Raw genomic sequence first — 26,236 nt, 5'->3', positions numbered from 1 at the left:
GCCAATCCGTCGTGCGGATTGGCGCTTTGCAGTTACGCGGCAGCCACTTCCAAAGGTTCAAAACTGTCCGCCCGCGCCATCTGCCACATCCGCGAATAAAACTCGCCGTTCACTTCCCCAGTGAGCAATTCCCCGGGTTTCAAAAACACATGCAACTGCGAGAACAGTTTGATCTCGGTTGCCGACATGCGACGCACCAGATGCTTGGCCGACAGTTGCGAAGGATGATCAAGCCCGGCGGCAGCGAGCATTTCCGCCAGCGCTTTGAGCGTGCTGCGATGGAAGTTGTAGACGCGCTGGGCTTTGTCTGGGACCACCAGAGCGCGCTGGCGCAGGGCGTCCTGGGTGGCGACGCCGGTCGGGCATTTGTTGGTGTGGCACGACTGCGACTGGATGCAGCCGATGGCGAACATGAAGCCGCGCGCGGAGTTGGCCCAGTCGGCGCCGATGGCCAGCACGCTGGCGATGTCGAAGGCGCTGACGATCTTGCCGCTGGCGCCGAGTTTGATCTTGTCGCGCAGGTTCAGGCCGACCAGCGTGTTGTGCACGAACAGCAAGCCTTCGCGCATCGGCACGCCGATGTGGTCGGTGAACTCGACAGGCGCGGCGCCAGTGCCGCCTTCCTTGCCATCGACGACGATGAAGTCGGGAAGAATGCCGGTTTCCAGCATGGCCTTGGCAATGCCCATGAATTCCCACGGATGGCCGAGGCAGAATTTGAAGCCCACCGGTTTGCCACCGGACAGTTCGCGCAGTTGCTGGATGAATTGCATCATCTCGATTGGCGTGGAAAACGCACTGTGGCGCGACGGCGAAACGCAGTCCTCGCCCATCAGGATGCCACGGGTTTCAGCGATTTCCCTGGTGACCTTGTGCTTGGGCAAGATCCCGCCATGGCCGGGTTTGGCGCCCTGGCTCATCTTGATTTCGATCATGCGCACTTGCGGATTCTGCGCCTGCACGGCGAAGCGTTCCGGGTCGAAGCGGCCGTCGCTGGTGCGGCAGCCAAAGTAGCCGCTGCCCAGCTCCCAGGTCAGGTCGCCGCCGTGTTCGCGGTGATACGGGCTGATACTGCCTTCGCCAGTGTCGTGGGCAAAGTTGCCGAGTTTCGCGCCCTGGTTCAAGGCGCGAATGGCATTGGCGCTGAGCGAGCCGAAGCTCATCGCCGAGATATTGAAGATCGACGCTGAATACGGCTGCGTGCACTGCGGCCCGCCGACAGTGACGCGGAAACCATTCGGGTCGCTCAACGGCGCCGGGCGCATCGAGTGGCCGATGAATTCGAAGCCGGACTGGTAGACGTCGATCAGCGTGCCGAACGGTTTGTCGGCGGTTTCGTTTTTCGCTCGCGAGTACACCAGCGAACGCTGCGCGCGGGAGAAGGGCAGGGCGTCGCTGTCGGATTCGAGCAGATACTGGCGAATCTCCGGGCGGATGCCTTCGACCAGATAACGGATATTGCCCAGAATCGGGTAATTGCGGCGCACGGCGTGGCGTGTCTGCAGCAGGTCGAACACGCCGAGCAGGCTCAGCACTGCGGTGACGGCGGTGATCGGCCACAGCCAGTCATGTTCGAGAAAGGGCAGGCTGGCGAGGGTGAAAATCACACAGACGGCAAAGAAGGCGTAGCGGCTCAGCAAAGACAGGCTCATACGGTTTCCCTGGTTCGGACTCAATTTTGTGCAACGACACGCATTTCTGTGAGAGCGAGCCTGCTCGCGAAGACGGCGGACCAGCCAACCTTGATGTCGGCCATGAGGGCCTCTTCGCGAGCAGGCTCGCTCCCACAAAAAGCGTTAGTCACATTGTTTCAGGCGTTCTGCGCCTGCAGAAAAATCGAAAACAGCTCGGACTGGGATTTGATCCCCAGCTTGCTGTACATGTGTTTCTTATGGACTTTTACGGTTTCCACGGAGATTTCCAGCTTACGGGCGATTTCCTTACTGGAACAACCGCTGAGCATCAAACGCCCGACGTCCAGTTCCCGCGCGGTCAATTGGGCGCCCTTGAGCTGTTGCACCGACGCTTCCAGTTGCACCCGCCAGTCTGCCTGCGCAGGTGCGACGGCGAGGGCCACGGTTTCGTTGATTTCGTACGGCAGACGTTGGCGCAACAGGCCCAGCACCCATGGTTGAATCAAAGACAGCAAAGCGATCTGTTCGCCAGTGAAACGTTTTTCACTGCCCAGCGACAGGCACAGCGTGCGCTCGCCTTCGAGCTGGCAATTGAACTGGATTTCGTCGGCCACCACATTCAGACGAAAGTATCGCTGGTAATACTCGGTCAGCTCGAAATGCTCCGGCGCGACTTCCGAAAGGCGATACAGGCCGGTGCGCGACTGCTCGCGGCAGGCGATGTAGAACGGATCGAGCAGATACAGCCCGCGCAGATAATCCTGGAACAACGGGTCCGGGCTGCCGTCCTCGCCGGGGCATTCGGCGAAGACTTGCGGATGCTGATCGGCGCTGAACAGCAGCACCACCCAGCTATCGAACGCCACGTACTGCTCAAGCAGACGCACCAGTTGCGCCCAGAAATTCGGCTTGTCGAGCGCGTCGATCAATTGCCCGACGGCGCGGTGCCAAGTGATGTCATTCAACGAAAGTGTCATCGATCTACCCCTATCGGGTTACCCCGGCGGCGTGATTCCCTGGCCGGTTGCTTGCTGCGCATACTGGCCCACAGACAGGCACCGGGCAATCTTTCCGGGCCGGGCCACATAACAAGGGATAACCATGAAAGTCGAACTCGCCCAACTGGCGGGCCGTGACAACGACACGGCTTACAACCTCGAACGCGCACTGGCGGCGATTGCTGCCTGCGCGGTCGACACGCAAATGATCGTGTTCCCGGAAACCCACCTGATGGGCTTCCCCAACGCCGAAACCGTGGCGCAGATCGCCGAACCGCTCGACGGCCCGACCGTCAGCGCCGTGCTCGCGGCGGCGCGTGAGCATGACATCGCCGTGGTGGTGGGCATGGCCGAGAACGACAACGGCCGCTTCTACAACACGACGTTGTTGATCACACCCGAAGGCATCGCCCTGAAATACCGCAAGACCCATCTGTGGGCGTCGGATCGCGGCGTGTTCGGGGCCGGCGACCGCTACACCACCTGTGCGTGGAACGGCGTGCGCGTGGGCCTGTTGATCTGCTACGACATCGAGTTCCCGGAAACCGCCCGCGCCCTGGCGCAACTGGGCGTGGAATTGCTCATCGTCACCAACGGCAACATGGACCCGTACGGCCCGACCCACCGCACCGCGATCATGGCCCGCGCCCAGGAAAACCAGGCGTTTGCGCTGATGGTCAATCGTGTCGAGGCGGGCGATGACGGTCTGGTGTTTGCCGGCGGCAGCGCGCTGGTCGATCCGCTGGGGGCGCTGCTGTTCGAGGCCGGGCGCGAAGAAGGGCAGTTCAGGGTCGAGCTGGATTTCACGCAACTGGAGATTGCGCGCAAGGATTATCGCTATCTGGATGATCAGCGTTTGAAGTTGCCGGGAGAGGTGGTGGAGCAGGCTTGCGGTGTTCGCGAGCTATTTATTCCACACCGATAACCGCTGCCCTCACCCTAGCCCTCTCCCGGAGGGAGAGGGGACTGACCGAGGTGTACTTTCGAGATACATCGACCTGAGATACCGAGTCGAACTCAGATATTGAAGTCCACATAGATCGGCTCCTTTTCCCCCTCGCCCCCTTTGGGGGAGAGGGCTGGGGTGAGGGGTAACGATCTTCAGTCGAACAAAAATAATCAGCCACACCCGAAATTTTCGCCGAACCCGGCTCTGCCATAAATCCAATAACATTCGGAGTAAGTCGCCCATGGCTCGTTTGCAACGCACCCTTTCGCTAGGGTCGGTGGTGCTGTTCGGCATCGCCTACATGACGCCGATCATTGTCCTCGGCACCTTTGGCATCCTCGCCCAGTCCACCGCCGGCATGGTCCCGGCGGCCTATCTGGCGGCGCTGGTGGCGATGTTCTTCACCGCCATGAGTTACGGGCGCATGGCTGCCGCTTTCCCGGTGGCCGGCTCGGCATACAGCTACGTGCGCAAGGCGATCAGTCCGAAACTCGGTTTCATTGCCGGCTGGGCGGTGTTGCTCGATTACCTGTTCCTGCCGATGGCGATCTGGCTGATCGGCGCCGCTTATCTGGCTTCGGCATTTCCGTCGATCCCGCAATGGATCTGGGTGCTGGCGTTCATCGGCATCACCAGTGCGATCAACATCGTCGGGCTGAAACTGGCCAATGGCATCAACGCTTTGCTGATGCTGGTGCAGTTTCTCGTATTGATCGCCTTCGTGGCGCTGTGCGTGCACTACATCGGCCGCGATGCGAGCACGCCGCTGTGGTCGATCAAACCGTTCTTCAACGGCGACATGCAGATGCCGCTGATCATGAGCGGCGCGGCGATTGCCTGTTATTCATTCCTTGGCTTCGACGCGGTCAGCACCCTGACCGAAGAGACCCGCGATCCACGCCGCACCATTCCCCGGGCGATCATGCTGATCACCTTGATTGGCGGCCTGATCTTCGTTGGCGTTTCATACTTCGTGCAGATCGCTCATCCATCGTTCCAGTTCGACAGCGTCGACTCGGCTGCCTATGAAATCGCGCGCAATATCGGTGGCGACCTGTTCGTCTCGATCTTCCTGATCGGCCTGATTGTCGGCCAGTTCGCCTCGGGGCTGTCGGCCCAGGCAAGTGGTTCGCGACTGCTGTTCGCCATGGGCCGCGACGGCGTCTTGCCCAAGTCTTTTTTCGGTACGTTGCATGCGCGCTTCGGCACCCCGGTCAACAGCATTCTGCTGTGCGCGGCGGTGGCGTTGCTGGCGCTGAAACTCGATGTGACCACCTCGACCTCATTCATCAACTTCGGCGCGTTTCTCGCGTTCAGCCTGGTCAACCTGTCGGTGATCTTCCATTACTGGATCGGCGGCGAGAAAAAAGGCCTGCGCGAGCTGCTGCTGTTTTTGCTCTGCCCGCTGATCGGTCTGGTGGCCGACCTGTGGCTGATGGTCAGTCTCGATCATCTGGCGGTGTGGCTGGGGCTGAGCTGGTTGGCGATTGGCGTGGTTTACCTCGCCGTGCTCACCAGCGGTTTCCGCCGTCAGCCGCCGGAACTGGATTTTCAGGAAGCCGGCTGAAGGTGTCTCAAGCGGCCGGGCTGTTCTGGCGCATGGGCAGTTCGACACGGAACGTCGTGCCCACGCCCGGTTCGCTGTGGACCCGAATGTCTCCGCCATGTTTTTTCACGATGCCGTAGGACAGCGACAGGCCGAGGCCGGTGCCCTGGCCGACCGGTTTGGTGGTGAAAAACGGGTCGAAGATTTTCTGCAAGGTGTCCGGGGCAATGCCCGAGCCAGTGTCGGCGACCTCAACCCAGGCGATGTCTTGCTGCACACCGGTGCGCAAGGTGATGGTGCCACGCTCGGGCCCCATGGCCTGTGCGGCATTGACCACCAGGTTCATGATCACTTGATTGATTTGCGACGGCAGGCACTCGATGTCCGGTAACGGCTGGTACTCCCTGATCACGTCGGCTTTGTACTTGAGCTCGCTGGCAACGATGTTCAAAGTCGACTCGATGCCTTGCTGTAAATTGGCCCACTGCCATTGCTGACTGTTATCGACGCGGGAAAAATCCTTCAGGTCTTTGACGATCTGACCGACCCGGCCGATGCCTTCCTTGGACTCGCGAATCAACAGCGGAATGTCTTCGAGGAGAAAATCCAGCTCGGTCTCTTCACGCAGGCGCTGCAATCTGGCTGCCGCTTCGCTGTCGAGCCCAGGCAGATAGCTCTGATACGCCTCGAGCAGGGCCAGCAACTGTTTGAAATAGCCGTCGAGAGAACCAAGATTGGAGGAAATGAAACCGATCGGGTTGTTGATTTCGTGCGCGACGCCCGCAGCCATCTGTCCCAGTGACGCGAGCTTTTCAGACTGCACCAATTGGCTTTCCAGTTGCTTGCGCTCGTCGATTTCCCGTTGCAGGGCTTCGCTGGCCTGCTTGAATTCCAGGGTGCGCTGATCCACCAGATGTTCCAGATGATGCATTTGCAACGAGGCCCTTTCGGTCATCTGCCATTTGGTCAGCAGGGTATTGGCCATCTGCTGCACTTCAATATTGTCGAACGGCTTTTTCAGGATCAGCAAGCGGTCGTGCGCCTGCAATCGGTCCAGCAATTCATCCCAGGAATAGTCCGAATACGCGGTGCAGACCACGACCTGCAATTGCGGGTCGTGCTGCCAGAGGTGTTCGATGGTTTTTGCGCCGTCCCAGCCGTCGGGCATGCGCATGTCGACAAAGGCCAGTGCGTACGGACGTTGTTCCTGCAAAGCCTGGATCAGCTTGCCCAGCCCTTCCTCGCCACCGTAGGCCGAATCCAGTTCCAGCAATGGGCGCTGGGGACGAACCTGCGCCCCGAACAGTGCGGCCTCCATTTCGTCCAGCTCAACCGATTGCGCCGTGACCGGCGTGAGAATCTTGCGAAAGTCTTCATGAATCGACGGCATATCGTCGATCAGCAGAATGCGGCGGTTCGACAATTCGCTCATGCGTGCTCCGTTACGGTAATCAGCGGTAACTGCAGGGTGAACAGCGCGCCCTTGCCCGGTCCGTCGCTGTGGGCGCTGAGATGGCCGTTCATCTCGATCGCGGCCAGGGCGCAACTGTGCAGGCCGAAGCCGTGGCCTTCCTTGCGGGTGGTGAATCCGTGGGCAAAGATCCGTGCCATATTTTCCGCTGCGATGCCCTCGCCATCGTCCTTGACGCTGATCTGCAAAATGCTGTCATCGACAGTTTTCACTGCCAGAGTCATGGTCCGCGGGCGGTTGTTGAGGTCGGACATTGCGTACTTCGCGTTGCTGATGAGGTTGATCAGGATCAGCAGCAGGCGGTGTTTGTCGCCCATCACTTGCGGCACGTCGCCATAGTCCCTGACCACCGTGACGTGATGGCGGGTCAGGGCACCGGCGTTCATGCGCAAGGCGTCTTCGAGCAATTCATCGATGAACAGCGGCTCGGTCATGCTGCTGGCGCCGGCATAGGATTGCTGGGTGGCGACGATGTCCTTGATGTGGTCGACGCTTTTGCTCATTTGCATCAGCTCATCGGCCATTTCCTGTTGTTCCTGAGCTATGGCAGTGACCAGTTGGTTGAGGTAGGCGGGGAGCAATTTTCCTTTGGCGTCTTCGCGCAAAAATACGCCGAGGTCGTCCGGGTGCTCGTTGATCAACTGCATCGCCTTGGCCAGACCCTGGGTCTTGCTGCTGCGCAATTTTCGCGCAATCAGATCGGAAGAAATATTCACGCTGTTGAGCACGTTGCCGACGTTATGCAGAACGTTGGTGGCGATTTCCGCCATGCCGGCCTGACGTGCGGCATCGAGCAGTTCGCTCTGTGCGTTTTTCAGTTCGCGGGTGCGCTCATCGACCCGCTGTTCCAGCACATCGTTGGCGGTCTGCAGCGCCGCATTGACCCGGTTGATTTCGGCGAAACTGCCGATCAGGCGGATCGTCAGGCCCACCAGCGACAGCACCAGCAATACGGAAAACAGCAGCATGTAGAAATGGTATTGGCGGTCGATCCTGTCGGCCCGCTGCTGATCGCGGTCAAGCAGGGTGGTCATGGTGTCCAGGCGTTCGGCGACGGGGATCGCTTCGATGCTTTCGAGCAATTGATTGACCTGCGGTTGTTCACGGGCAATCAGGGCTATGTGATTGCTCAGAATCCTGATCGGTGCCTGGAATTCTTCCGGCAGCCGTTGTGCATTGACCGCGAGTTTGTTCAGCCCCACCTCGATTTCGGCGGCGCGCTCGGCGCTGGTGACCTGGGCAAATTCCAGTGCACTGAGCAGCAGGTCGTAGGTGTCGGTGGTGATGTTCTGCAACTGCGATTTGTCGAAGTCGGGCAGGTTGGCCAGTTGCTGCTGAATGTCATCCTCGGCGGTTGGCAGGAACGCCAGCGAATTGCGCAGCAAGGCATTGTGCGATTTGAACTGCTCGACCAGTCGGGATTTCTCTTTCATCGCCTGCAGAAAATCGACATGCGCCTGGTGCCATTGCGCCGCTTCGTTGCGCCCATGCCCCGATTCGATGTCGGTAAAACGCTCCCAGAGCTGATTCATCGCGTTCATTGGCGATACCAGCGGGTCGTAGTTGTGCGAGATCGCCACCCTGGCCTTGAGGATCTCGTTTTCCCATAGCGAATCCTGCTGTTTGATCTGCCGGATGAGGTCCCGCGATTCGGTGTATGTCATCGTCTGGTCAGAGCTGGACTTGAAGTACAGAAACAGCAGCACCGAAGCCAGCGCGAATGCGATCAACGACAAGAGCAGCAGGCTGCGGCGCCGCGAAATGTTCATCATGGCTTGCCTTCCCACTGGCCGGTCAGGGTCTTGAGAAACTGAATGATCAGGGTTTTGTCTTCGTTGCCCGGCATGCGCCCCAGTTGATACTGGAACATGATGTCCACCGCCTGTTCGAGGGTCGCCGCCGAGCCGTCGTGGAAATACGGCGCGGTCAGTGCGACGTTGCGCAGGCTGGGAACCTTGAACACCGCACGATCGGCTTCGTCGCCGGTAACATTGAAGCGCCCCAGGTCGGCCTTTGTCGCCTGGCCGCGATCGGCAATGTAGTCGCCGAACACACCGAATTTCTGGAACATGTTGCCGCCAATGTTCACCCCTTGATGACAGGCAATGCAGCCGTACTCCTTGAACCGTTGGTAGCCCTGTTTTTCTTCGTAGCTGAGGATGGCGGTATCGCCCAGCAGGTACTGATCGAACCGGGAACCGGGGGTCAACAAGGTGCGCTCGAAGGCTGCGAGCGCCCGCTGAACATTGACCTTGGTGAGACCGTCCGGGTAGATCGCGGAGAAGCTGCGACGGTAGTCGGGGTCCTCGCCGATGCGTTTGAGGACCGTGTCCCAGTCGCTGCCCATTTCATGAGGGCTGGTGACGACCACATCGCTCTGCTCTTCGAGCGTCTCGACGCGGCCGTCCCAAAACTGGCGAAAGTTCAGGCTGGCGTTGAGCACCGTGGGCGTATTGATCGCCACCGGCTTGCCGTCGAACCCCAGAGACAGCGCGCGGTTGTCGGCACCATTCCTGTCCAGTTGATGGCAACTGGCGCAGGACAGGGTGTTATTTACCGATAACCTGGGGTCATGGAACAGTTGCCGCCCCAGAGCCACGCGCCCGGCATCCTGGCGGGGCAACTCTGGCAGTGGTTTGAGCGGCTCGTTCAGCGGTTCGGCGATAGCGCCGCCGCACAGCAGCAGCGTCAGGACCAGGCGCAGAAAAGCTGTTGGCAGATTCACGGGGCGCTACCGCACAAGGCTGTGTTCATGCCGCGCTGCCCGGGTTTTCGTACGCAGTTTTCGTCGAGAGCATCCCTTTCCCTCATCCTCGGGTTCGTCGGCGGCCATGACCGCTCATCGTATTGAGAGTAGTCGGCCGTTCGTCAGCTTGCCTGCGCAGCACGGCAGAAGTTTAGTGTGGGCAATCGGCAAAATCATCTAGCCTTCATGGCAGATGCGGATCGGTGCGGGGGCACAGCGCCGCATCGTTCATGTTCACTGTTGCACTTGAGGCCATCCCATGGAAGAACAATCCACACCGTCCAGTCAGCGCTCCAGAGTGCTGCTGGTCGACGACGAGGAATCGATTCTCAACAGCCTGCGCCGCCTGCTGCGCAGCCAACCCTATGACGTTCTGCTGGCCACCAGCGGTGCCCAGGCGCTGGAACTGCTGGCGCAGCAACCGGTGGATCTGGTGATAAGCGATGCGCGCATGCCCGGTATGGACGGCGCGACGCTGCTGGCCCAGGTGCGCGAACGTTTTCCGGGCACCCTGCGGATCATGCTCACCGGTTACGCCGACCCGAGCGCCATCATCAAGGCGATCAACGACGGGCAGATCCATCGTTACATCAGCAAACCGTGGAACGACGAAGAGCTGCTGCTGATTCTGCGTCAGGCGCTGGAGCATCAGCATTCGGAACGCGAACGCCAGCGCCTGGAGCGGCTTGCCCGCGCGCAGAACGCGCAACTGAAACAGCTCAACAGCGCGCTGGAAAAACACGTCGCGGCGCGGACCGCCGAGTTGCAGCAGACCGCTGACATGCTCGATCTGGCGTACGAAGAACTCAAACACAGCTATGTCACCGGCACAGAGGTGTTCTCGCTGCTGGCGAACCTGCGCTTGCCGCCCTCCAAGCAGACCAACCGGCAAATCATCGAACTGGTGCGCGGCTACAGCAAGGTCCATGGCCTGGATGAAGCGTCCAGTCGTGACCTGACCATGGCCGCCGCGCTCTACAACATCGGCAAACTGAGCTGGCCGGACTCGATGATGGTCACGCCGTCGGATCTGCTGCATTCCGCAGAGCGCGAGCGTTATCGCGGCTATCCGAAGCAGAGCGAATCGCTGTTGATGACCCTTGACCCGATGAAAGATGCCGCCCGGTTGATCCTGCATCATCAGGAACACTGGGATGGCAATGGCTTTCCCGACCGGCTCAAGGGCGATGCGATCCCGTTTGGCTCGCGGCTGCTGAAGCTGGCGGTGGATTTCGTCGAACTGCAACGCGGGTTGATTCTCGAGCGCCAGATGAATAACGACGAAGCGCTGCTGTACCTGCGCCAGTACAGTGGCCGGCTGTACGATCCGGAGCTGGTCGAGGCGTTTATCGAGGTGTGTGTGACGTTCCTCAACGATATCGCCCTGATTGATCCGCAGGTCAAAGTGTTGAGCACCCGCGAACTGGCCGCCGGCATGCTGCTGGCGCGCAATCTCAATGCTGATAACGGCATGCTCCTGCTCAACACTGGCAAGGTGCTGAGCGGCCCGCTGATCGAAAAACTGATTGCCTTCGAAGCCATGGAAGGCGGCAAGTACCGGGTCTTCGTCAAAGAGCCCGAGGAGCCAGAGGCCGCGCTCCAGGTGCAGGGCGAACGGGCATGACGGCAGGGGGGCGGGCATGGGATCCTTGGGTTTTTGCCTCAGGGATTTTCCTCGCTCATGCCGCTGACTTCTCACGCTGCGCCCCGCACTCTCCATATCGCCGCTGCGCTGCTGCTCAACCCGCAAGGCCAGACCCTGCTGGTGCGCAAGCGCGGCACCACGGCGTTCATGCAACCGGGCGGCAAGATCGAGGCCCATGAGCTGCCGATCCACGCCCTGGCCCGAGAACTCGAAGAAGAATTGGGCCTGCAGATCGACCCGGCGCAGGCGATTTTCCTCAACAGCTTCTCCGCCCCTGCCGCCAACGAGCCGGGCTACATCGTGCATGCGGAAATCTTTCAACTGACCATCGACACTGACGTCTGTCCGGCGGCGGAAATCGAGGAAGTCATCTGGGTCGATCCGGCCATTGATCCGGCGCTCGAGCTGGCGCCATTGACACGCGAACACATCCTGCCGTTTTATCGCCGTTCACTGACGGCACTCGCCTGATCATTCCCGCAAAGGACGTTGCCATGATCCCGTTGCAAGACCTTCTGATCTTTGCCGCCGCCGCATTGCTGATGCTCGAACAACGGCGGACCGCCTGAGGTGTGGATCGAACGGCTGGATGCCAGCCATGCCCTGGCTTACCGCGAACTGATGCTGGAAGCCTATGACCGGCATCCGCAGGCCTTCACTTCCAGCGTGCGCGAACGCGCGGTGATGCCGTTGAGCTGGTGGGAAGCGCGCCTGACCAGCAAGCTCGATGTGGTTCTGGGCGCGTTCGACGACGGCACTTTGGCAGGGATTGTCGGCCTGGCCTTCGAGCCGCGCGAGAAGGCGCGCCACAAAGCCACGCTGTTCGGCATGTATGTCTCGGCGGATTTTCGTCGCAAAGGGCTGGGCTTTGATCTGGTCAAGGCGGCTCTGGCCGAAGCGCAAAAACATCCGGCGCTGAAACTGCTGCAGCTCACCGTCACCGCCGGCAACGACGCGGCTTTTCAGTTGTATCAGCGTTGCGGCTTCATTCAGTACGGCCTCGAACCGCTGGCGGTGCGGGTGGGCGAAGACTACTTCGACAAGATCCACATGTGGCGCCAGCTCTGATCCACCACGAAATCCTTGTGGGAGCGAGCCTGCTCGCGAAAGCGCTTTATCAGCAAACATGTTCGGCGACTGACACGGCGATTCGCGAGCAGGCTCGCTCCCACAGGGAGATCTCTTGATCTGGAGAATCAGCGTACGGCGCTGACGCCATCGAGGGTCGAAAACGAGGTGTCCTTGGCGGTCAGCAGGAAATCGCGCATGTACGGCGCATCGAGCATGTCGGTGCGAATCGCCGCGTACAGCGTCGCGAACAAGCCCTTTTCACCCAACCGTTTGCCCTTCACATAGCCGCGCGAGCTGTATTCGTGCAGCGCCCAATGCGGCATGCCGCAGACACCACGGCCGCTGGCGACCAGTTGCATCATCATCACTGTCAGCTCGGAAGTGCGCACCTGCGCCGGTTCGATGTCGGCCGGTTCGAGGAAGCGGGTGAAGATGTCCAGACGATCGCGCTCGACCGGGTAGGTGATCAATGTTTCCGTCAGCAGGTCTTCGGGAACGATGTACGGCTTGCTCGCCAGCGCATGCTGGTTGGCCACCGCGAGCATGGCTTCGTAGGTGAACAGCGGCACGTAAGTGATACCGGCAATCTCCAGCGGATCGGAGGTCACCACCAGATCGAGATCGCCCCGGGCCAGTGCCGGCAGCGGCGCGAACGCGAAGCCCGAGGCCAGGTCCAGCTCGACCTCCGGCCAGGCATCGCGGAACTGGTCGATGGTCGGCATCAGCCACTGAAAGCAGCTGTGGCATTCGATGGCCATGTGCAAACGACCGGCGGTACCACCGGCCAGACGAGCGATGTCCCTTTCAGCCGCGCGCAGCAGCGGCAGGGTGGCATCGGCCAGTTGCAACAGGCGCAAACCGGCACTGGTGAAGCGCACCGGTTTGGTCTTGCGCACGAACAACTGCATGCCCATGCGTTCTTCCAGTTCCTTGAATTGGTGCGACAAGGCTGACTGCGTCAGATGCAGGCGGTCAGCGGCATCGACCAGACTGTCGGCTTCGCGCAGGGCATGCAGGGTTTTCAGGTGACGGATTTCAAGCACCGGCGGGGCTCCATGAACAAAACTTGTGATCAGCGAGGATCTGTTGAGTTTGTCTCATGGTCATCCGGTTGTCGACCATCGCACTTTGAGGGCAGAACAATTCGTCCTTGCTCCCTGCCATTCGCTGGCTGAGAGCAAGGTCGGGCGCCAGTAGTCAGACCCGCTCGAAATGCCCAAGGACCAGCGATTTACTGCCGATTTTCGCGTAAGGCAACGTCGCATCATCGGCATGGGTCAGGAAGCGGTGCTGCGGCAATTTCAAATGCGCGGTTTCGAAGCGGTTGAACACCGGCGTCGCGTTGCGGTAGTGAAAGTGCGCGTACCACAGCAACTGCTGGGGTTCGGTCGTAATGTTCCAGATCTCGTACTCCTGCATATAGTCCGGGTGGCCGCCACGCCGGCCGAGCAATCTGATCGGTTGCGTTCTGCGTATTGCAACGGCGCCTTGCCCGATCAGGTCATCGAGCATGCCATCGGTGGGCTTCTGGCTGGTGAGTGAGCGTTCGGTGCGCAGGGTGCGTCCGGCAACGGTCAGCTCGGCGGCTGCATCGCGCAAGCGCTGGATGAGCGGATGCTGCGCAGAACTGGCGGCGATACGCTCGGCTCGGGTGTTCAGCTCAGCGGCCTGGGTGTCCATCATGTGTTGCAGATCGACCGGCAGCATGCCGCGCTCGGCATTGCTCTGCACGGTCGCCCGGTAGGCCGGGATGCTGTCCAGGCGCTGTCCGGCGTCATTGACCAGCGCGGCGAGACTTACGGACGGCGCCTGGGGGGCTGGAGCCTGAGGGCTGATCTGCCGCGAACGGCCGTCTGGACCCTGTTCCCAGAGTTGCACTTCGCCATCCCTGAGGCGGCGTTCATAAACCCGACGTTGCGACCTCGAGTCAAATTTTTCCGTGCCGTACAGCAGGTTGCCGTCCTCAGTGGTGAAGACCCGCTGGGCAGGCTGGCCGGGAGTTCTCGGAGCCGGTGGATCAATTACGCCTCGGCGGGCACGTTCGGCCATCTGCTCCAGGCCGTCGAGCAGCGGTTCGATGGCATCCCGGTGAAAGTGCTCAGGGTAGGCCGTCATCCAGACTGTGATGTGTCGGCGGAAGCGGATATAGGCATCCAGACATTGCGTCAGCATGCGGCTGCGATTCTGCGCAGTGGTTTGCAGATTCGGCAGGTCGTACTGGGTGGTCACCGCCTGTCTGGCCTGTGTCCAGAGTCCGTCCGTTTGCTCGTTGAAGTACATCCAGGAAACGTCATTGTCATAGCCGTAGTTCTTGACCAGCTCCAGGCGCATGTAGGTTTTGTGAAAGAGCAGACGGGTATCGCTGAACTGACGATTGACCAGATTGACAGTTTCGATCTGGCCGACCTTGTCGGATCTCAAGGTGATGCGCTCGTACCACTGATTGAGCTGGAATCTCGTGCTTTCCAGTTCCTCGAATTTTTTTACGTAACCGAGTTCCAGATCGCGAATCCGGGCACGCAAGGCCAATCGCTGTGACCGTGCGCTCGGCGGCAGAGCACTGTGCATGCGTGTCAGCCGCCGGATGTCTTCCAGCACCATGATTGTGCCTGCTGACACTTGGCCGGCGCGCATGGCATATCGCGAGGTCAGGCGTACGGCGAGGGAGCTTTGTACGCGGTTGACGGCCGCTTGTTTATTGCCGCTGGTGAGCGGCCTCAACTCCGCCAACCCCTGATAGCGTTGAGCGCACAGGCGGATTTCTTCCAGACATGCGGTTTCGGCTGCCGGCAACAAGGCGCGCTGGTCGGCGGGGCTGGCGTCCTGGAAAGCCAGTATCGCCCTCTTGCGCGCCTCGACCCCGCTATCGATAACGTATCCCAGGCGTTCCGTCTCCAGTTCCAACTGCTGATGCCGGCGAAACGTACGCTCTGCCCACCAGCGCGGCAAGCGCTGGCGAATCACCGGAGGCCAATAAGCGTCCAGCGCATCGGCCAGATGTCCGGCGACGTTTCCGCCGCCACGCAAGCCACCCTCAGCGGCGGTTCCATAGACGCCGTACCAAGTGTCCCACTGGCCGGTTTCATCCAGGGCGACCGGTTGCTTGTAAGACTTGCGCGAATTGCCGACCAGGCGCCAGTTGCGTGAGCCCGTGCCCAGCTCCACCTGGTAGATGCGCCCCTGACGCTGGATGAAATCGCCGTCGGCATGCCGGTAAACGCCACGGTACAACCCGTGGCTGGCTGGCTCGATCCCGGCCAGGGACAGCGGTAGTTCGTAGTCGTAATCCTGAAAGCGGGCGAGTACATGCCGGGCTCGCCGCTGGGTTTTACCGTGCAAGGCCGAAACGTTGCCCAGCAGCGCATGCAACTGGCGCGCACGTGTCAGGGCGCGGGTGGACCGCGCAAGAGTCGAGGCCACCGCTTCGCCCGGAAGCAGATCCATGAGCGCGTCGATCAATGAGAGAAACATTGACTCGAGCTCCGCCAGCCCGTCTGCCACGTCGCCGCGCAAAAACGCTGCCACGGCCTGATTGGCTGCGTTCCACGCATCGTAAAGCGCGAGGACGGTGCCGACAAAGGGGACCATGCCAATCGCCATTTTTATGTAGTTGAACGCCCGTGGGCCTTTGAGTGCATAGCGTTCGAAGAACAGCGCATCGTTGGAGCGCGAGCTGCCGCGATGGGCTTCGAGCAAGCGACCCATGTGCGCATCGAGCAGGTGCGCGGCCAGCGAAGTGCTTGCCGGCCAGCGTGCGCCGACTTCGATAATGGCGTCGAAGTTTTTTTCATGCGCCTGACCGATGCGGCTGACATGCGCGCGAATATTGCCCTGCAAGGCCTTGCCCGCCAGGTATTCGATCCAGCGGTCACTTGCGCACAGTGTGAACAGCCCTTTGCGCGCTGATTCGAGACTGTCGTAACGGCGGAAAAATTGTTGATCCGGACTGTCCGGCAGGTAGAGCAGTGTAGTGCCGCTGATCTGCTCTTCAATGAAGGTCACGCCGGACAAGGTCACTGGACCTTCGCGCGGGGTGTCTTTGCCGCCAGTTTTAAGCGCGACCGGCAGCAGAACGATGCGCTTGCCTTGAGCGCGCCAGGCTTCAGCGGTATCGGCATCGATTGCGATGTTCACCACCTCAGCCTCATTGCGGTCGAGGTGTTTCTGTGCACGCGCATTTTCACTCTGGATCTTCAGCAGCAGGCGCCAGGGTTCGATCAGGCCTTCGCGCCGATGCTGTCTGACGAACAGCGCTTCGCCGGGCGCGCCATTAAAGGCTTCGAGGATCCTGCGCTCATAGGCCTTGGGCAGGTCCAGCTCCGGCAGGACTTTACGCAGATAGCTCAGGTTGATGCCGTTGAGCAGACGGTTGCGATCCTGTTGGCGCGCGGCACTGACCTTCACCCGCATGAAAATCAGGCGTTGCGACAGTGAGTCATTGAGCACTGACTGAACGTTGTCGATGTTCAACTGGGCGAGGTCTTCCAGTGACATCGTGCTGCGCGTGGCGCCGGGCACGATCACCGTTTTACGCCGCGGGCCGGTGGGGGTGGCTTCCACTACGGTTTCGGTTTTGGTGGAATCGGGCAATTCGACCTGCACGGAAAAATAGCCCTCGGTGGCAAAGTCCTTGCGCAGGCGCGCGTACAGATGTTTACGGGTGAAGTCGTCGCGCGGTTCCAGTGCCAGTGTCATCAGCGCGTGGCTTTTGCGCATCGCCTCGATATACGCCTTGATGCGCTCTTTGAGCGCAGCCCGCTCGCTTTTCTGCAAACGCACCAGCCAGCTCGGCAGATGAGTGGCCAGAACACCGCTGCGCTGCTGCTCTTGCTCGTGCGCGAACATCAGACTCCTGGCGGCGCTGACCGGCACTTGCAGAGCGGCTGTGCAATCCTGGCGGAGAATTTCCAGTGCATCGGCATGCCCGGACTGATCGCGCAGGGTGGCGGTCCGCGTCTCGCAATCGACGATCAGTGCGTTGAGGCAATGACGCAGCGGGTCCGAGGCGATGGCGTCGAGTTGCAAGGCCGATTCGCTGTCCTGCTCGCTGATCTTGAAAAAATCGAGTGCCAAGGTACGGCGATCGGGAAAGCGTCGCAGACCACCGCCGCTGCCTGGGCAATACAACAGCAGACTCGTGTTGGAGGCGCGGTCCGCCAGCGCAGCTTGCCGAGTGAATACCAGTACACCCTTGAGCGTTTCGCGCTGCACCGTAGTGATCGTGTCGCGGGTTTCGCTCAGCGAAAGTGTCAGGCTGGCGGCGATCCAGTCTGCATCGCGTGCACTGGCCACAGGCTTGTCCAGAACGGCTTTGAGCAGGTCGTGTTCGGCGCTGTCGATTTGCCCGAGTAGCACTTGCAGCTTCGCCTCGGCGTACAAGCCATCCTTGTGAGCCTGACAAATCGCAGCGAACGCCGTGTCGCAGACGGGGGCGTTGTCGAACAACAAGGTGCTGACCTTTTCGCAGGCTTGCTCGGCACTTTCCAGCGCTTTCAGGGCGTCCTGGCATTGTTGCAAGCGTGTGCCGTCCGGGTCGTTGGACAGCAAGTGTTCAAGTGCATCGCGCTCGCGGTTGAGCGAGGCGTGTCTCAGGGCCAGCGGAATGCCTGCGGACAGGCTGCCGAACAACGGAGGGGCGTCACTTGCGATGGGTTCTTGCGCAGTGAGCGCTTTGGCCGGTGTTGCAACGATGATCGCTGTGCTGCGCTGATGGTCAATCAGATCGACATGCAACAGCGCTTGCGCAGCGTGTTCGCGCAACCCGGGTTTGCCCCGGTTGGTGTTGCGCAAGGCATTCATCTGCGCCTGCTGCCGGTCGGCGAACAGATCGCTGGCGCCGGTGATCATCGGATCTGTCGCTGCGCTGTAATCGAAGCGCTGGATCTGGCGTGGCAGGCCGCCAGGGATCTGTACCTGACCGGCGAGCCACGTCTGCAGATCCACTCGATTGTCGAACGCCTGAATGCACGCGGGGCGGCAGGGCAGGTAGAGCAGCGCTCGCGCCGTTGCCCGGTCCCCCGTGCTGATCACCCAAGCCCCCGGCAGTTTGACTTTGCTGTGATTGCTCAGCACCAGTGCCGGTTTTTCCAGGTGAACGGACTGCCCTTTGAACATCGCTGGGGTGGAACCTGAATCAACGATTTGCTGCAGCAGGTCGCGCTGTTCGGCGTTGATGACTTTACTGGCGTAAGCGGCGTCAGCGCTCGCTTCGAAATGTGATCGGTATAGCTCGGTGGCGCGTGTGCGTCGCGAAACCGGGGTGCCGGGCGCACGTGCTTCCCAGAACTCGGCCCAGCGGGTGGCGTGGGCGCTCTGCGGGTCGAGCGGCTTGAGTTTGGCCAGCAGTTGCAGCGGCTTCAGGGTGTACAGCGGGTGATCAGGCTTCAGGCCGATAACGTGGCAGTGCTGGTCCAACGAGGTTTCCAGCGCCGGATGTTGTACGACAAAAGCGCAGGCGTCGGTAAGACTGACAAAATGCTCCGGCTGGGTTTGGGTGGCAATGAAGCCGAATCCGGTTTTTTCGCCGTCCAGTTGCAGGTGTTGTCGCAGCGAAGCGTTGATCGTATCGCGCAGCGCGGGGCTGCTCGCAAACAGTTCACGCAGGCCACTGCTGCTGTCGCGCCAGTGCTGATTGGCCCGTAACAAAAGACTTTCGTCGATGGACTCAGGCAGCGCCAGGGAGGTAGCGAACGACTCCGGGGGCGCTGGCGGCAAATCCAGGGTAAGGGGTTCGAGCATGGTGGATGACTCGCAAGGGGGGAGCGGGGCATCCGCTCCTGTTCAAGTCATTCAAAAGAATTTGCGCCGGAGCATGGCGGTACAGGGATATTGTTTGCAGCGCCTGCATGACCGCTCGGCACTCTTCATCAAACTGTCATGCAAGTGTGGCAGCGCGCTCGCACGAACTTCATCAGACTCGCGCTCTACTGGGGTGCTGCGTTTTGGTGTTTTTCATGTTCAAGAGATTTATTTCAGTCGCGGCCGCGTTGGCCGCGCTTGTGTTCGGGGCCGGCTCGTTGGCAGCCGGGCGCTGCGATGTGAACGTGCCGACCGAGCACGCCGATCTGCCTGCGGTCAGCCTTGCCTATCAGAGCATCGGTCGTGCATCAGACCCGGCGCTGTTGCTGGTCATGGGCCTGGGGGGCCAGTTGATTCATTGGCCGGATGAGGTGGTAGTCGCGCTGTGTCAGCAGGGTTTCCGGGTGATCCGCTATGACAACCGCGACGTCGGCCTCTCGACCTGGCGGCAGGCGCCCATCGAGGCCAATCTGACCTTCGAAGTGCTGCGCTACAAGCTCGGTTTGCCGGTCTCGGCCCCGTACAGCCTGACCGACATGGCCGACGATGCGCTGGGTTTGATGACGGCGTTGAAGGTCGAGCAATTCCACGTGCTCGGCGCGAGCATGGGTGGAATGATCGCCCAGCACATGGCGGCGATGGCGCCGCAGCGGGTGGAAAGCCTGACGCTGATCATGACCACTTCCGGCGCTGAAGGCCTGCCAGCGCCGAGTGCGGCGCTGGTGCAGTTGCTCTCACGCCGGGGCGCGCCGAACCGTCAAGTGGCGCTGGAGCAGCAGGCCGATCTGCTCGCGGCACTCGGCAGCCCGACGGTGACTGATGATCGCCAAGCGTTGCTGCAACAGGCGGCGGCGTCCTACGACCGCGCGTTCAACCCCGACGGCGTCAAACGTCAGATCATGGCGATTCTTGCTGAACCCAGTCGCGTGGCTTTGCTCAATCAATTGCGTGTGCCCACGCTGGTGGTGCATGGCACGGCTGATCCGCTGCTGCCGGTGATGCACGGCGTACATCTGGCGGCGCACATTCAGGGCAGTCAGTTGAAGCTGATTCCGGGGCTGGCGCATCGCTTTCAGGAGGCGTTCAAGGAACCGTTGCTGGCGGCGGTGCTGCCTTATCTGCAAGCGCATCGTGAGGATACTTCGCACTGGGCACAGATCGAGCCGGTGGTGGGCAGGAATCTGCTGTGAGCCAGAAAGAGTCCCCTCACCCTAACCCTCTCCCAGAGGGAGAGGGGACTGACCGAGGTGTCTTGTGCTCTACGCCGATCTGAATGACCGAGTCGATTATGAATTCGGTGAATGCGTTCACGTTGACACCACCATAACCGACTCGGTTTTTCATCCGATCCATAGTCGACTCGGTGTCGCACGTCGATGTACCTCGCAGGACACCTCGGTCGGCTCCCTCTCCCTCGGGGAGAGGTCTGGGGTGAGGGGCTTTTGATCTTAGCTGTGCAAACGCACCCAGACCGTTACCAACACGGTCGCCGCCATCAACCAGGCCACCGCCGCCACGGCCAGCGATGCTTCCAGGCGCATGCGGTCGACCATCACGTACAGCGTCGCCAGATACACGAAGTAGGGAATGATCGACCACATCCCAAACACGATCGTGGTCTTCAGATCGTCGACCGAACGGCCCTTGCCGACGATGTAGTGCGCGATCAGGGCAAAGGTCGGGAACAGCGGCACCAGGCCGGCGATGTAATAGTTCCTGGTCTTCGACAGTGCCGCGAGAATCAGCACCACTGCGGCGCCGATCGCGGCTTTGAGAATCAGATCCATCAGTGGCTCAGCCCGTATTTTTTGACTTTGTCGAACAGCGTGGTCTTGGCCATGCCCAGTTCCTGGCTGGCCTGGGTCAGGTTGCCGCCGCTGCGTTGCAAGGCGTCGACCAGCAGATTGCGTTCGAAGGCTTCCACCGCTTCGGCAAATGCCAGGCCTTGACCAGCGCTGGCGCCGGACTTCTTGAAGGCCGGCAGGCCGAGGGCGAAGCGTTCGGCGACGTTGCGCAGTTCGCGCACGTTGCCCGGCCAGTCGTGGCTCATCAGGTTCGACAGGGTCTGGTTGTCCAGCTCGGGTAGTGCGCGATCAAAGCGCAGCGCCGACTGCTGGGTGAAGTGTTCGAACAGTTGCAGGATGTCTTCGCGGCGTTCGCGCAGCGGTGGCAATTCCAGGGTCACGACGTTGAGGCGGTAGTACAAGTCGCTGCGAAACTCGCCGGCCTTGCTCGACTCATCGAGGTCGGATTTGGTTGCCGCGATCACCCGGCAATCCACCGCCACGCTCTGGTTTGAGCCGAGGCGTTCGAGGGTGCGCTCCTGCAGCACGCGCAGCAACTTGATCTGCAACGGCAGCGGCATGCTTTCCACTTCGTCGAGGAACAGCGTGCCGCCGTCGGCGTGCTCGATCTTGCCGATCCGGCGTTTGCCGGCGCCGGTGAAGGCATTGGCTTCGTGGCCGAAGATCTCGCTTTCAAAGAGGTTTTCCGGCAGGCCGCCGCAGTTCAGCGCAACGAACTGCTTGCTGTGACGGCGACTGAAATCGTGCAGGCAACGGGCGACCAGTTCCTTGCCGGTGCCGGTCTCGCCTTCGATCAAGACGTTGGCCGAAGTGTCGGCGACGTTGGCAATCAGTTCGCGCAGGTTCTGCATCGCTGGTGAACGGCCGATGATCCGCCCTTCAAGGGAGTCGCGTTCAGCCAGTTGTCGACGCAACGAGGAAACTTCGCGGGCGAGGCTGCGTTGCTCCAGCGCCCGTCGCGCGACGTCTACCAGACGCTCCGGCGAAAACGGTTTTTCCATGAAATCGTAAGCGCCTTTCTGCATCGCGCCGACGGCCATGGAAATGTCGCCATGGCCGGTGATCAGCACCACCGGCAGGCTGCGATCACGCTGCTTGAGGCGGGTGAGCAATTCCAGGCCATCGATGCCCGGCAGGCGGATGTCGCTGATGACGATGCCGGCAAAGTTGTCGCCGACCTGCGCCAGCGCCTCTTCGGCACTGCCGACGCCGATGCAGGGAATGTCCTCGAGGGTCAACGCCTGTTGGCAGCCGAGCAGCACATGGGGGTCGTCTTCGACAATCAGCACACTGAGTTCGGGGTTCATATTGGCTCGGCAGAAAGAGGGCTTACCAACGGTAAACTGAGGACGAAAGTGGTGCCACCGCCGGCCGGGTGTTCAACACCCAGGTGCCCGCCGGTGGCGGCGGCGAGGCTGGCGGACAGGGTCAGGCCCAGTCCCAGGCCTTGCTCGCCGGGTTTGGTGGTGAAGAACGGTTCGAACAAATGCTTGCGCGCTTCGGCGTCGATGCCGTGGCCGTTATCACGCACCCGCAAGCGATACTTGCCGTTGAATTCCTCACCCTCCAGCCACAGTTGCGGCTGCGGTTGCGCGTGCATGGCGTCGAGGGCGTTGCCGATCAGGTTGACGAGGATCTGTTCGAGGCGGGTCTGATCGATCAGCAGCTGCACATCGGCAAACTGCCGGTGAATCTGCAGCGCGGTGTTTTCCACGCGCGCGCCGAGCACTTGCAACGCGGCGTCGACGGCTTTGCCCAGACTGGCCTGACCCTTGTTGTCGCCGCGCCGGGCAAACGAACGCAGGCTGGCGGTGATCCGGCCCATGCGGTCGATCAGGTCGTTGATGGTTTTGAGGTTGGTGCTGGCGACGTCGAGCTGGCCGCGCTCGAGAAAGCGCACGGTGTTGCCCGACAGCGTGCGCATCGCCGCCAGCGGCTGGTTCAGTTCATGGGCAATGCTGGTCGACATCTGGCCGATGGCCGCAAGTTTGCCGGCCTGCACCAGTTCATCCTGGGCGCGGCGCAACGTCTCTTCGGCCTGGCGGCGCTCGCGGATCTGACTCTTCAGGCGTTCGTTGCTGGCGCGCAGATCGGCGGTGCGTTCGGTAATCCGACGTTCGAGTTGGCTGTTCGCTTCCTGCAACGCTTCGCGGGCGGCGAGGCGGGTGGCGAGGACTTTGCGCCGCTCGTTCCAGGCAATCAGCAGGAAGGCGAACAGGGCAAACGCAACGGCCACCAGAATGCCTTGGTTGATCGCTTCGCGGCGCAGGTCCTGCAACGGCGTCAGCAGGGTGAAATTCCACGGCGTGTCACTCAGCAGTCGGGTTTGCGCCAGATAGCTGATGTCGTCTTCGTCGGGCTGCAATTCGCTGTTGGCCGGGAAAGTCAGTTTCTCCACGCCTTCGGCCAGTGTCTCGCGGGCCAGCGGTTGCAGTTCGTTGAGCGGGAACCAGTAGTACTGCAGGCTGCGGGCGAGTTTTTCCTTGACCTCGTCGCTCAGCGGAATCACCGATTTCAACCGTCTGGCCGGGTCGCTGGACAGAATGATGATGCCGTTCTCGTCGCTGACGAACGCCTCCAGACGCGCCCGCTGCCAGCGTTCTTCCATGGCTTCCAGACGCACCTTGACCACCGCGACACCGATGATCTTGCCGTGCTCTTCGAGGCCATGGGCGAGGTAGTAACCGGGTTCGCCGTTGGTGCTGCCAATGCCATAGAAGCGCCCGGGCTGGCCGCGCACGGCGTCCTTGAAATAGGCGCGGAAGGACAAGTCTTCACCGAGATAACTGTCGACATCGCGCCAGTTGCTGGTGGCCATGACCCGGCCGGTGGTGTCCATCACGTAGATGGCCCGGCTGCGGCTGCGGCGGTTCAGGCCTTCGAGGTAATCGTTGACCGTCTGCCGGTGTTCCGGCGTCGGGTCGGCCAGTAACTGCGGCACACTGGTTTCGAGTTCCAGCAGACTGGGCAGGTAGGTGTATTTGCTGATCTCGCTTTCGACCGCGCGGGCGTGCAGTTCCAGCTGGCGCTGGCCGTTCTCGCCGAGGCTGCGGATGCCGAAGTGTTCACTGGTCCAGAAGCCGATAAAACCCAGTCCGACCATCAAGGCGATGATCAGCGGCGGCAGGAACAGATGACGGATCAGACGGGGCTTCACGGCAAGTGATGGCTCTGCAGCGCGATAAAGAGTGGGGTCGCATTTCATCACAGATGCCTTGGGTCAACCACAACACTTGTTGTGCATCACCATTGGTTTGAGGTGAACCCTGTGGCGAGGGGATTTATCCCCGTTGGGCTGCGAAGCGGCCCCGGCATTTCATGGTCAAACCGGATTTAACGGTTCGACGACTGCTTCGCAGCCGAACGGGGATAAATCCCCTCGCCACACCACAGGGTTCTGCGTGGTTTTTTAGTGCTGCAGGATTTTCTCGAGGAAGTGCTGCGCGCGTTCGGAGCGGGCGCTGATGTCGCCGAAGAATTCCTCTTTCGGGCAGTCTTCGATGATCTTGCCCTGGTCCATGAAGATCACCCGGTCGGCCACTTTACGGGCGAAGCCCATTTCGTGGGTCACGCACATCATGGTCATGCCTTCGTGGGCCAGCTGCACCATGACGTCGAGCACTTCGTTGACCATTTCCGGGTCGAGCGCCGAGGTCGGTTCGTCGAACAGCATGACGATCGGGTCCATCGCCAGCGCACGGGCAATCGCCACACGCTGTTGCTGACCGCCGGACAGTTGCCCCGGATGCTTGTGGGCGTGCGCCGACAGGCCTACGCGCTCGAGCAGTTGCAGACCCTTTTTGGTCGCCTCTTCCTTGCTGCGGCCGAGCACCTTGATCTGCGCGATGGTCAGGTTTTCGGTAATGGTCAGGTGCGGGAACAGTTCGAAATGCTGGAACACCATGCCCACGCGCGAACGCAGTTTCGGCAGGTTGGTTTTCGGATCGGCGATCGACGTACCGTCAACCACCACGTCGCCTTTCTGGAACGGTTCCAGGGCGTTGACGCACTTGATCAGCGTCGACTTGCCGGAACCCGACGGGCCGCAGACCACGATCACTTCGCCTTTCTTGACCTCGGTGCTGCAATCAGTCAGCACCTGGAAGTCCCCATACCACTTGTTGATGTTTTTGATAGAGATCATACGGCGAACCTTTTTTGCAGACGCTTGACCAACCGCGAGGCGGCGAAGCTGATGATGAAGTACACGAGACCGGCGAAAATCAGGAACTCATTGGAGCGGCCGATGATGTCGCCGCTGGCGCGCGAGGCGTTGAGGAAATCCACCAGGCCCACGGTGTAGACCAGCGAGGTGTCCTGGAACAGGATGATGCTCTGCTGCAGCAGCAGCGGGGTCATCTTGCGGAACGCCTGCGGCAGGATGATCAGGCGCATCATCTGCCCGTAATTCATGCCCAGCGCTTGCGCGGCACCCATCTGGCCCTTGGAAATCGACTGCACACCGGCACGGACGATTTCGCAGAAGTACGCCGCTTCGAACATCATGAATGCCACGACGCACGAGGTGAACGCACCGATCGGCGTGTCTTCGCCGGTGATCCAGCGCAGCACGAACGGCACTGCCAGGTAGAACCAGGTGATCACCAGCAGCAGCGGAATCGAGCGGAAATAGTTGACGTAGGCGCCAGCGATGCTCGACAGCAGCTTGTTGTGCGACAAACGGCACAGCGCGAGGATCGTGCCGAGAATCATCCCGCCGATCACGCCCATGGCCATCAGCTTGAGGGTCATCACCATGCCGTTCCACAAACCGGGAATGGCCGGGACGATGCCACTGAAATCGAATTCCATTATTTACCCCCCACGGAGATCAGGCCGGGCACTGCGACTTTCTTCTCGACCAGGCGCATCAGCAGCATCAGGCTCATGTTGAGGGTGAAATAGATCAGGGTTGCCAGGGTGAAGGCTTCGAACAGGTTGGCCGAGAACTCGGCGGTCTGTTTGGTCTGCGCCAGCAACTCCATCAAACCGATCAGGGACGCCACGGAGGAGTTCTTGAACACGTTCAAAAATTCCGAGGTGAGCGGCGGAATGATGATCCGGTAGGCCTGGGGCAGCAGCACGTTCCAGTAGATCTGCGGCAGTTTGAAACCCATCGCGCGGGCGGCGGATTCCTGGCCACGAGGCAGCGCCTGGATACCGGTGCGCACTTGCTCGCAGACACGGGCGGCGGTGAACAGACCGAGGCAGACGACAACGCTCAGATAGGCCGAGGTGGTCGGGTTGAGGTCCTGCTTGTACCACTCCTGCAGATCCGGCGGCAGCAGATCGGGCACCAGGAAGTACCAGATGAACAGCTGCACCAGCAGCGGCACGTTACGGAACAGCTCGACGTAGCAGGTCGCAATGCCCGATACGATGCGGTTCGGCACGGTGCGCATGATGCCCAGCAGCGAGCCGAGCAGCAGGGCGATGATCCACGCCACGACGGCGATGGCGATGGTCCAGCCCAGACCGGAGATGAACCAGTCGAGATAGGTCTCGCTGCCCACGCCGGTGGACTTGAAGAACACGCCCCAGTCCCAGTTGTAATTCATTAGGGTCTCCCCTCG

At 60.9% G+C, this 26,236-nt stretch carries 19 protein-coding genes; 6 read left to right on the top strand and 13 right to left on the bottom strand.

The window, feature by feature from the left end; all coding sequences use genetic code 11:
* Positions 1 to 32: 32 nt before the first annotated feature.
* Both PS14A_RS19905 and PS14A_RS19900 read right to left on the bottom strand, forming a co-directional pair.
* Positions 33 to 1,652, bottom strand: a complete 1,620-nt coding sequence (locus PS14A_RS19905) for an FMN-binding glutamate synthase family protein (RefSeq protein WP_137214076.1) — start codon at positions 1,650 to 1,652, stop codon at positions 33 to 35.
* A gap of 158 nt (positions 1,653 to 1,810) precedes the next feature.
* On the bottom strand, positions 1,811 to 2,611 hold the full coding sequence (locus PS14A_RS19900; protein ID WP_016773377.1) for a LuxR C-terminal-related transcriptional regulator: 801 nt from the start codon (positions 2,609 to 2,611) through the stop codon (positions 1,811 to 1,813).
* A 124-nt stretch (positions 2,612 to 2,735) separates the two neighbouring features.
* Between PS14A_RS19900 and PS14A_RS19895 the strand changes: the two genes are divergently transcribed.
* Together PS14A_RS19895 and PS14A_RS19890 are read left to right on the top strand one after the other, a co-directional pair.
* Positions 2,736 to 3,557: a carbon-nitrogen hydrolase family protein gene (locus PS14A_RS19895; RefSeq protein ID WP_212617043.1), complete on the top strand. Its 822-nt coding sequence runs from the start codon at positions 2,736 to 2,738 to the stop codon at positions 3,555 to 3,557.
* Positions 3,558 to 3,822: 265 nt separating this feature from the next.
* Complete coding sequence (locus PS14A_RS19890; protein ID WP_212617042.1) at positions 3,823 to 5,148, top strand: APC family permease; 1,326 nt, start codon at positions 3,823 to 3,825, stop codon at positions 5,146 to 5,148.
* 7 nt (positions 5,149 to 5,155) lie between these two features.
* On the opposite strand, the gene PS14A_RS19885 is transcribed toward PS14A_RS19890, so the two are convergent.
* Genes PS14A_RS19885 through PS14A_RS19875 form a run of 3 tightly spaced genes read right to left on the bottom strand, consistent with a single transcriptional unit; the run spans position 5,156 to position 9,317 of the window.
* A complete protein-coding gene (locus PS14A_RS19885; protein WP_212617041.1) occupies positions 5,156 to 6,559 on the bottom strand; it encodes an ATP-binding protein in 1,404 nt (467 codons plus the stop codon).
* Positions 6,556 to 8,370 (bottom strand): DAHL domain-containing protein, encoded by a 1,815-nt coding sequence (locus tag PS14A_RS19880; protein ID WP_212617040.1) that lies wholly within the window; start codon positions 8,368 to 8,370, stop codon positions 6,556 to 6,558. The genes PS14A_RS19885 and PS14A_RS19880 overlap by 4 nt, the downstream gene beginning before the upstream one ends.
* Positions 8,367 to 9,317, bottom strand: a complete 951-nt coding sequence (locus tag PS14A_RS19875; protein ID WP_241669503.1) for a cytochrome c peroxidase — start codon at positions 9,315 to 9,317, stop codon at positions 8,367 to 8,369. The genes PS14A_RS19880 and PS14A_RS19875 overlap by 4 nt, the downstream gene beginning before the upstream one ends.
* A 286-nt stretch (positions 9,318 to 9,603) precedes the next feature.
* Between PS14A_RS19875 and PS14A_RS19870 the strand changes: the two genes are divergently transcribed.
* From PS14A_RS19870 to PS14A_RS19860, 3 genes are all read left to right on the top strand, one after another.
* Positions 9,604 to 10,968 (top strand): HD domain-containing phosphohydrolase, encoded by a 1,365-nt coding sequence (locus tag PS14A_RS19870; protein WP_212617039.1) that lies wholly within the window; start codon positions 9,604 to 9,606, stop codon positions 10,966 to 10,968.
* Positions 10,969 to 11,025: 57 nt separating this feature from the next.
* A complete protein-coding gene (locus PS14A_RS19865) occupies positions 11,026 to 11,460 on the top strand; it encodes an NUDIX domain-containing protein (RefSeq protein WP_212617038.1) in 435 nt (144 codons plus the stop codon).
* Between the two features lie 99 nt (positions 11,461 to 11,559).
* Entirely contained in the window at positions 11,560 to 12,057 is a 498-nt protein-coding gene (locus PS14A_RS19860) for a GNAT family N-acetyltransferase (RefSeq protein ID WP_212617037.1), read from the top strand.
* 128 nt (positions 12,058 to 12,185) lie between these two features.
* Here the strand turns inward: PS14A_RS19860 and metR are convergent, their stop codons facing one another.
* Both metR and PS14A_RS19850 read right to left on the bottom strand, forming a co-directional pair.
* Entirely contained in the window at positions 12,186 to 13,103 is a 918-nt protein-coding gene (gene metR, locus PS14A_RS19855) for a transcriptional regulator MetR (protein WP_130909512.1), read from the bottom strand.
* Positions 13,104 to 13,257: 154 nt separating this feature from the next.
* The gene (locus PS14A_RS19850; protein ID WP_212617036.1) at positions 13,258 to 18,798 is read right to left on the bottom strand and encodes a DUF6543 domain-containing protein; all 5,541 of its coding nucleotides are present in this window, start codon (positions 18,796 to 18,798) and stop codon (positions 13,258 to 13,260) included.
* 215 nt (positions 18,799 to 19,013) lie between these two features.
* Between PS14A_RS19850 and PS14A_RS19845 the strand changes: the two genes are divergently transcribed.
* Complete coding sequence (locus PS14A_RS19845; RefSeq protein ID WP_212617035.1) at positions 19,014 to 20,048, top strand: alpha/beta hydrolase; 1,035 nt, start codon at positions 19,014 to 19,016, stop codon at positions 20,046 to 20,048.
* A 258-nt stretch (positions 20,049 to 20,306) separates the two neighbouring features.
* Here the strand turns inward: PS14A_RS19845 and PS14A_RS19840 are convergent, their stop codons facing one another.
* From PS14A_RS19840 to PS14A_RS19815, 6 genes are all read right to left on the bottom strand, one after another.
* Positions 20,307 to 20,636, bottom strand: a complete 330-nt coding sequence (locus PS14A_RS19840; protein WP_172828174.1) for a GlpM family protein — start codon at positions 20,634 to 20,636, stop codon at positions 20,307 to 20,309.
* A gap of 8 nt (positions 20,637 to 20,644) precedes the next feature.
* Positions 20,645 to 21,970: a sigma-54 dependent transcriptional regulator gene (locus PS14A_RS19835; protein WP_024014166.1), complete on the bottom strand. Its 1,326-nt coding sequence runs from the start codon at positions 21,968 to 21,970 to the stop codon at positions 20,645 to 20,647.
* A complete protein-coding gene (locus PS14A_RS19830) occupies positions 21,967 to 23,868 on the bottom strand; it encodes an ATP-binding protein (protein ID WP_056790048.1) in 1,902 nt (633 codons plus the stop codon). The genes PS14A_RS19835 and PS14A_RS19830 overlap by 4 nt, the downstream gene beginning before the upstream one ends.
* 204 nt (positions 23,869 to 24,072) lie before the next feature.
* Positions 24,073 to 24,807, bottom strand: a complete 735-nt coding sequence (locus PS14A_RS19825) for an amino acid ABC transporter ATP-binding protein (protein ID WP_016773390.1) — start codon at positions 24,805 to 24,807, stop codon at positions 24,073 to 24,075.
* Complete coding sequence (locus PS14A_RS19820; protein ID WP_016773391.1) at positions 24,804 to 25,475, bottom strand: ABC transporter permease subunit; 672 nt, start codon at positions 25,473 to 25,475, stop codon at positions 24,804 to 24,806. Before PS14A_RS19820 ends, PS14A_RS19825 begins: the two co-directional genes overlap by 4 nt.
* A complete protein-coding gene (locus PS14A_RS19815; RefSeq protein ID WP_056790046.1) occupies positions 25,475 to 26,221 on the bottom strand; it encodes an amino acid ABC transporter permease in 747 nt (248 codons plus the stop codon). The genes PS14A_RS19820 and PS14A_RS19815 overlap by 1 nt, the downstream gene beginning before the upstream one ends.
* Between the last annotated feature and the right edge of the window lie 15 nt (positions 26,222 to 26,236).

The sequence above is a fragment of the Pseudomonas sp. 14A genome, from assembly GCF_018132745.1.
Lineage (GTDB): Bacteria > Pseudomonadota > Gammaproteobacteria > Pseudomonadales > Pseudomonadaceae > Aquipseudomonas > Aquipseudomonas mercuritolerans.
This window is presented reverse-complemented; position numbering and strand designations above follow the sequence as displayed.

Bases quoted from the DNA above. Each gene is read 5' to 3' on its own strand.
- PS14A_RS19835 (WP_024014166.1), bottom strand. From the start codon at position 21,970: ATGAACCCCGAACTCAGTGTGCTGATTGTCGAAGACGACCCCCATGTG.
- PS14A_RS19905 (WP_137214076.1), bottom strand. From the start codon at position 1,652: ATGAGCCTGTCTTTGCTGAGCCGCTACGCCTTCTTTGCCGTCTGTGTG.
- PS14A_RS19890 (WP_212617042.1), top strand. From the start codon at position 3,823: ATGGCTCGTTTGCAACGCACCCTTTCGCTAGGGTCGGTGGTGCTGTTC.
- PS14A_RS19895 (WP_212617043.1), top strand. From the start codon at position 2,736: ATGAAAGTCGAACTCGCCCAACTGGCGGGCCGTGACAACGACACGGCT.
- PS14A_RS19825 (WP_016773390.1), bottom strand. From the start codon at position 24,807: ATGATCTCTATCAAAAACATCAACAAGTGGTATGGGGACTTCCAGGTG.
- PS14A_RS19865 (WP_212617038.1), top strand. From the start codon at position 11,026: ATGCCGCTGACTTCTCACGCTGCGCCCCGCACTCTCCATATCGCCGCT.
- PS14A_RS19820 (WP_016773391.1), bottom strand. From the start codon at position 25,475: ATGGAATTCGATTTCAGTGGCATCGTCCCGGCCATTCCCGGTTTGTGG.
- PS14A_RS19880 (WP_212617040.1), bottom strand. From the start codon at position 8,370: ATGATGAACATTTCGCGGCGCCGCAGCCTGCTGCTCTTGTCGTTGATC.
- PS14A_RS19850 (WP_212617036.1), bottom strand. From the start codon at position 18,798: ATGCTCGAACCCCTTACCCTGGATTTGCCGCCAGCGCCCCCGGAGTCG.
- PS14A_RS19885 (WP_212617041.1), bottom strand. From the start codon at position 6,559: ATGAGCGAATTGTCGAACCGCCGCATTCTGCTGATCGACGATATGCCG.
- PS14A_RS19845 (WP_212617035.1), top strand. From the start codon at position 19,014: ATGTTCAAGAGATTTATTTCAGTCGCGGCCGCGTTGGCCGCGCTTGTG.
- PS14A_RS19870 (WP_212617039.1), top strand. From the start codon at position 9,604: ATGGAAGAACAATCCACACCGTCCAGTCAGCGCTCCAGAGTGCTGCTG.
- PS14A_RS19900 (WP_016773377.1), bottom strand. From the start codon at position 2,611: ATGACACTTTCGTTGAATGACATCACTTGGCACCGCGCCGTCGGGCAA.
- PS14A_RS19830 (WP_056790048.1), bottom strand. From the start codon at position 23,868: ATGAAATGCGACCCCACTCTTTATCGCGCTGCAGAGCCATCACTTGCC.
- PS14A_RS19815 (WP_056790046.1), bottom strand. From the start codon at position 26,221: ATGAATTACAACTGGGACTGGGGCGTGTTCTTCAAGTCCACCGGCGTG.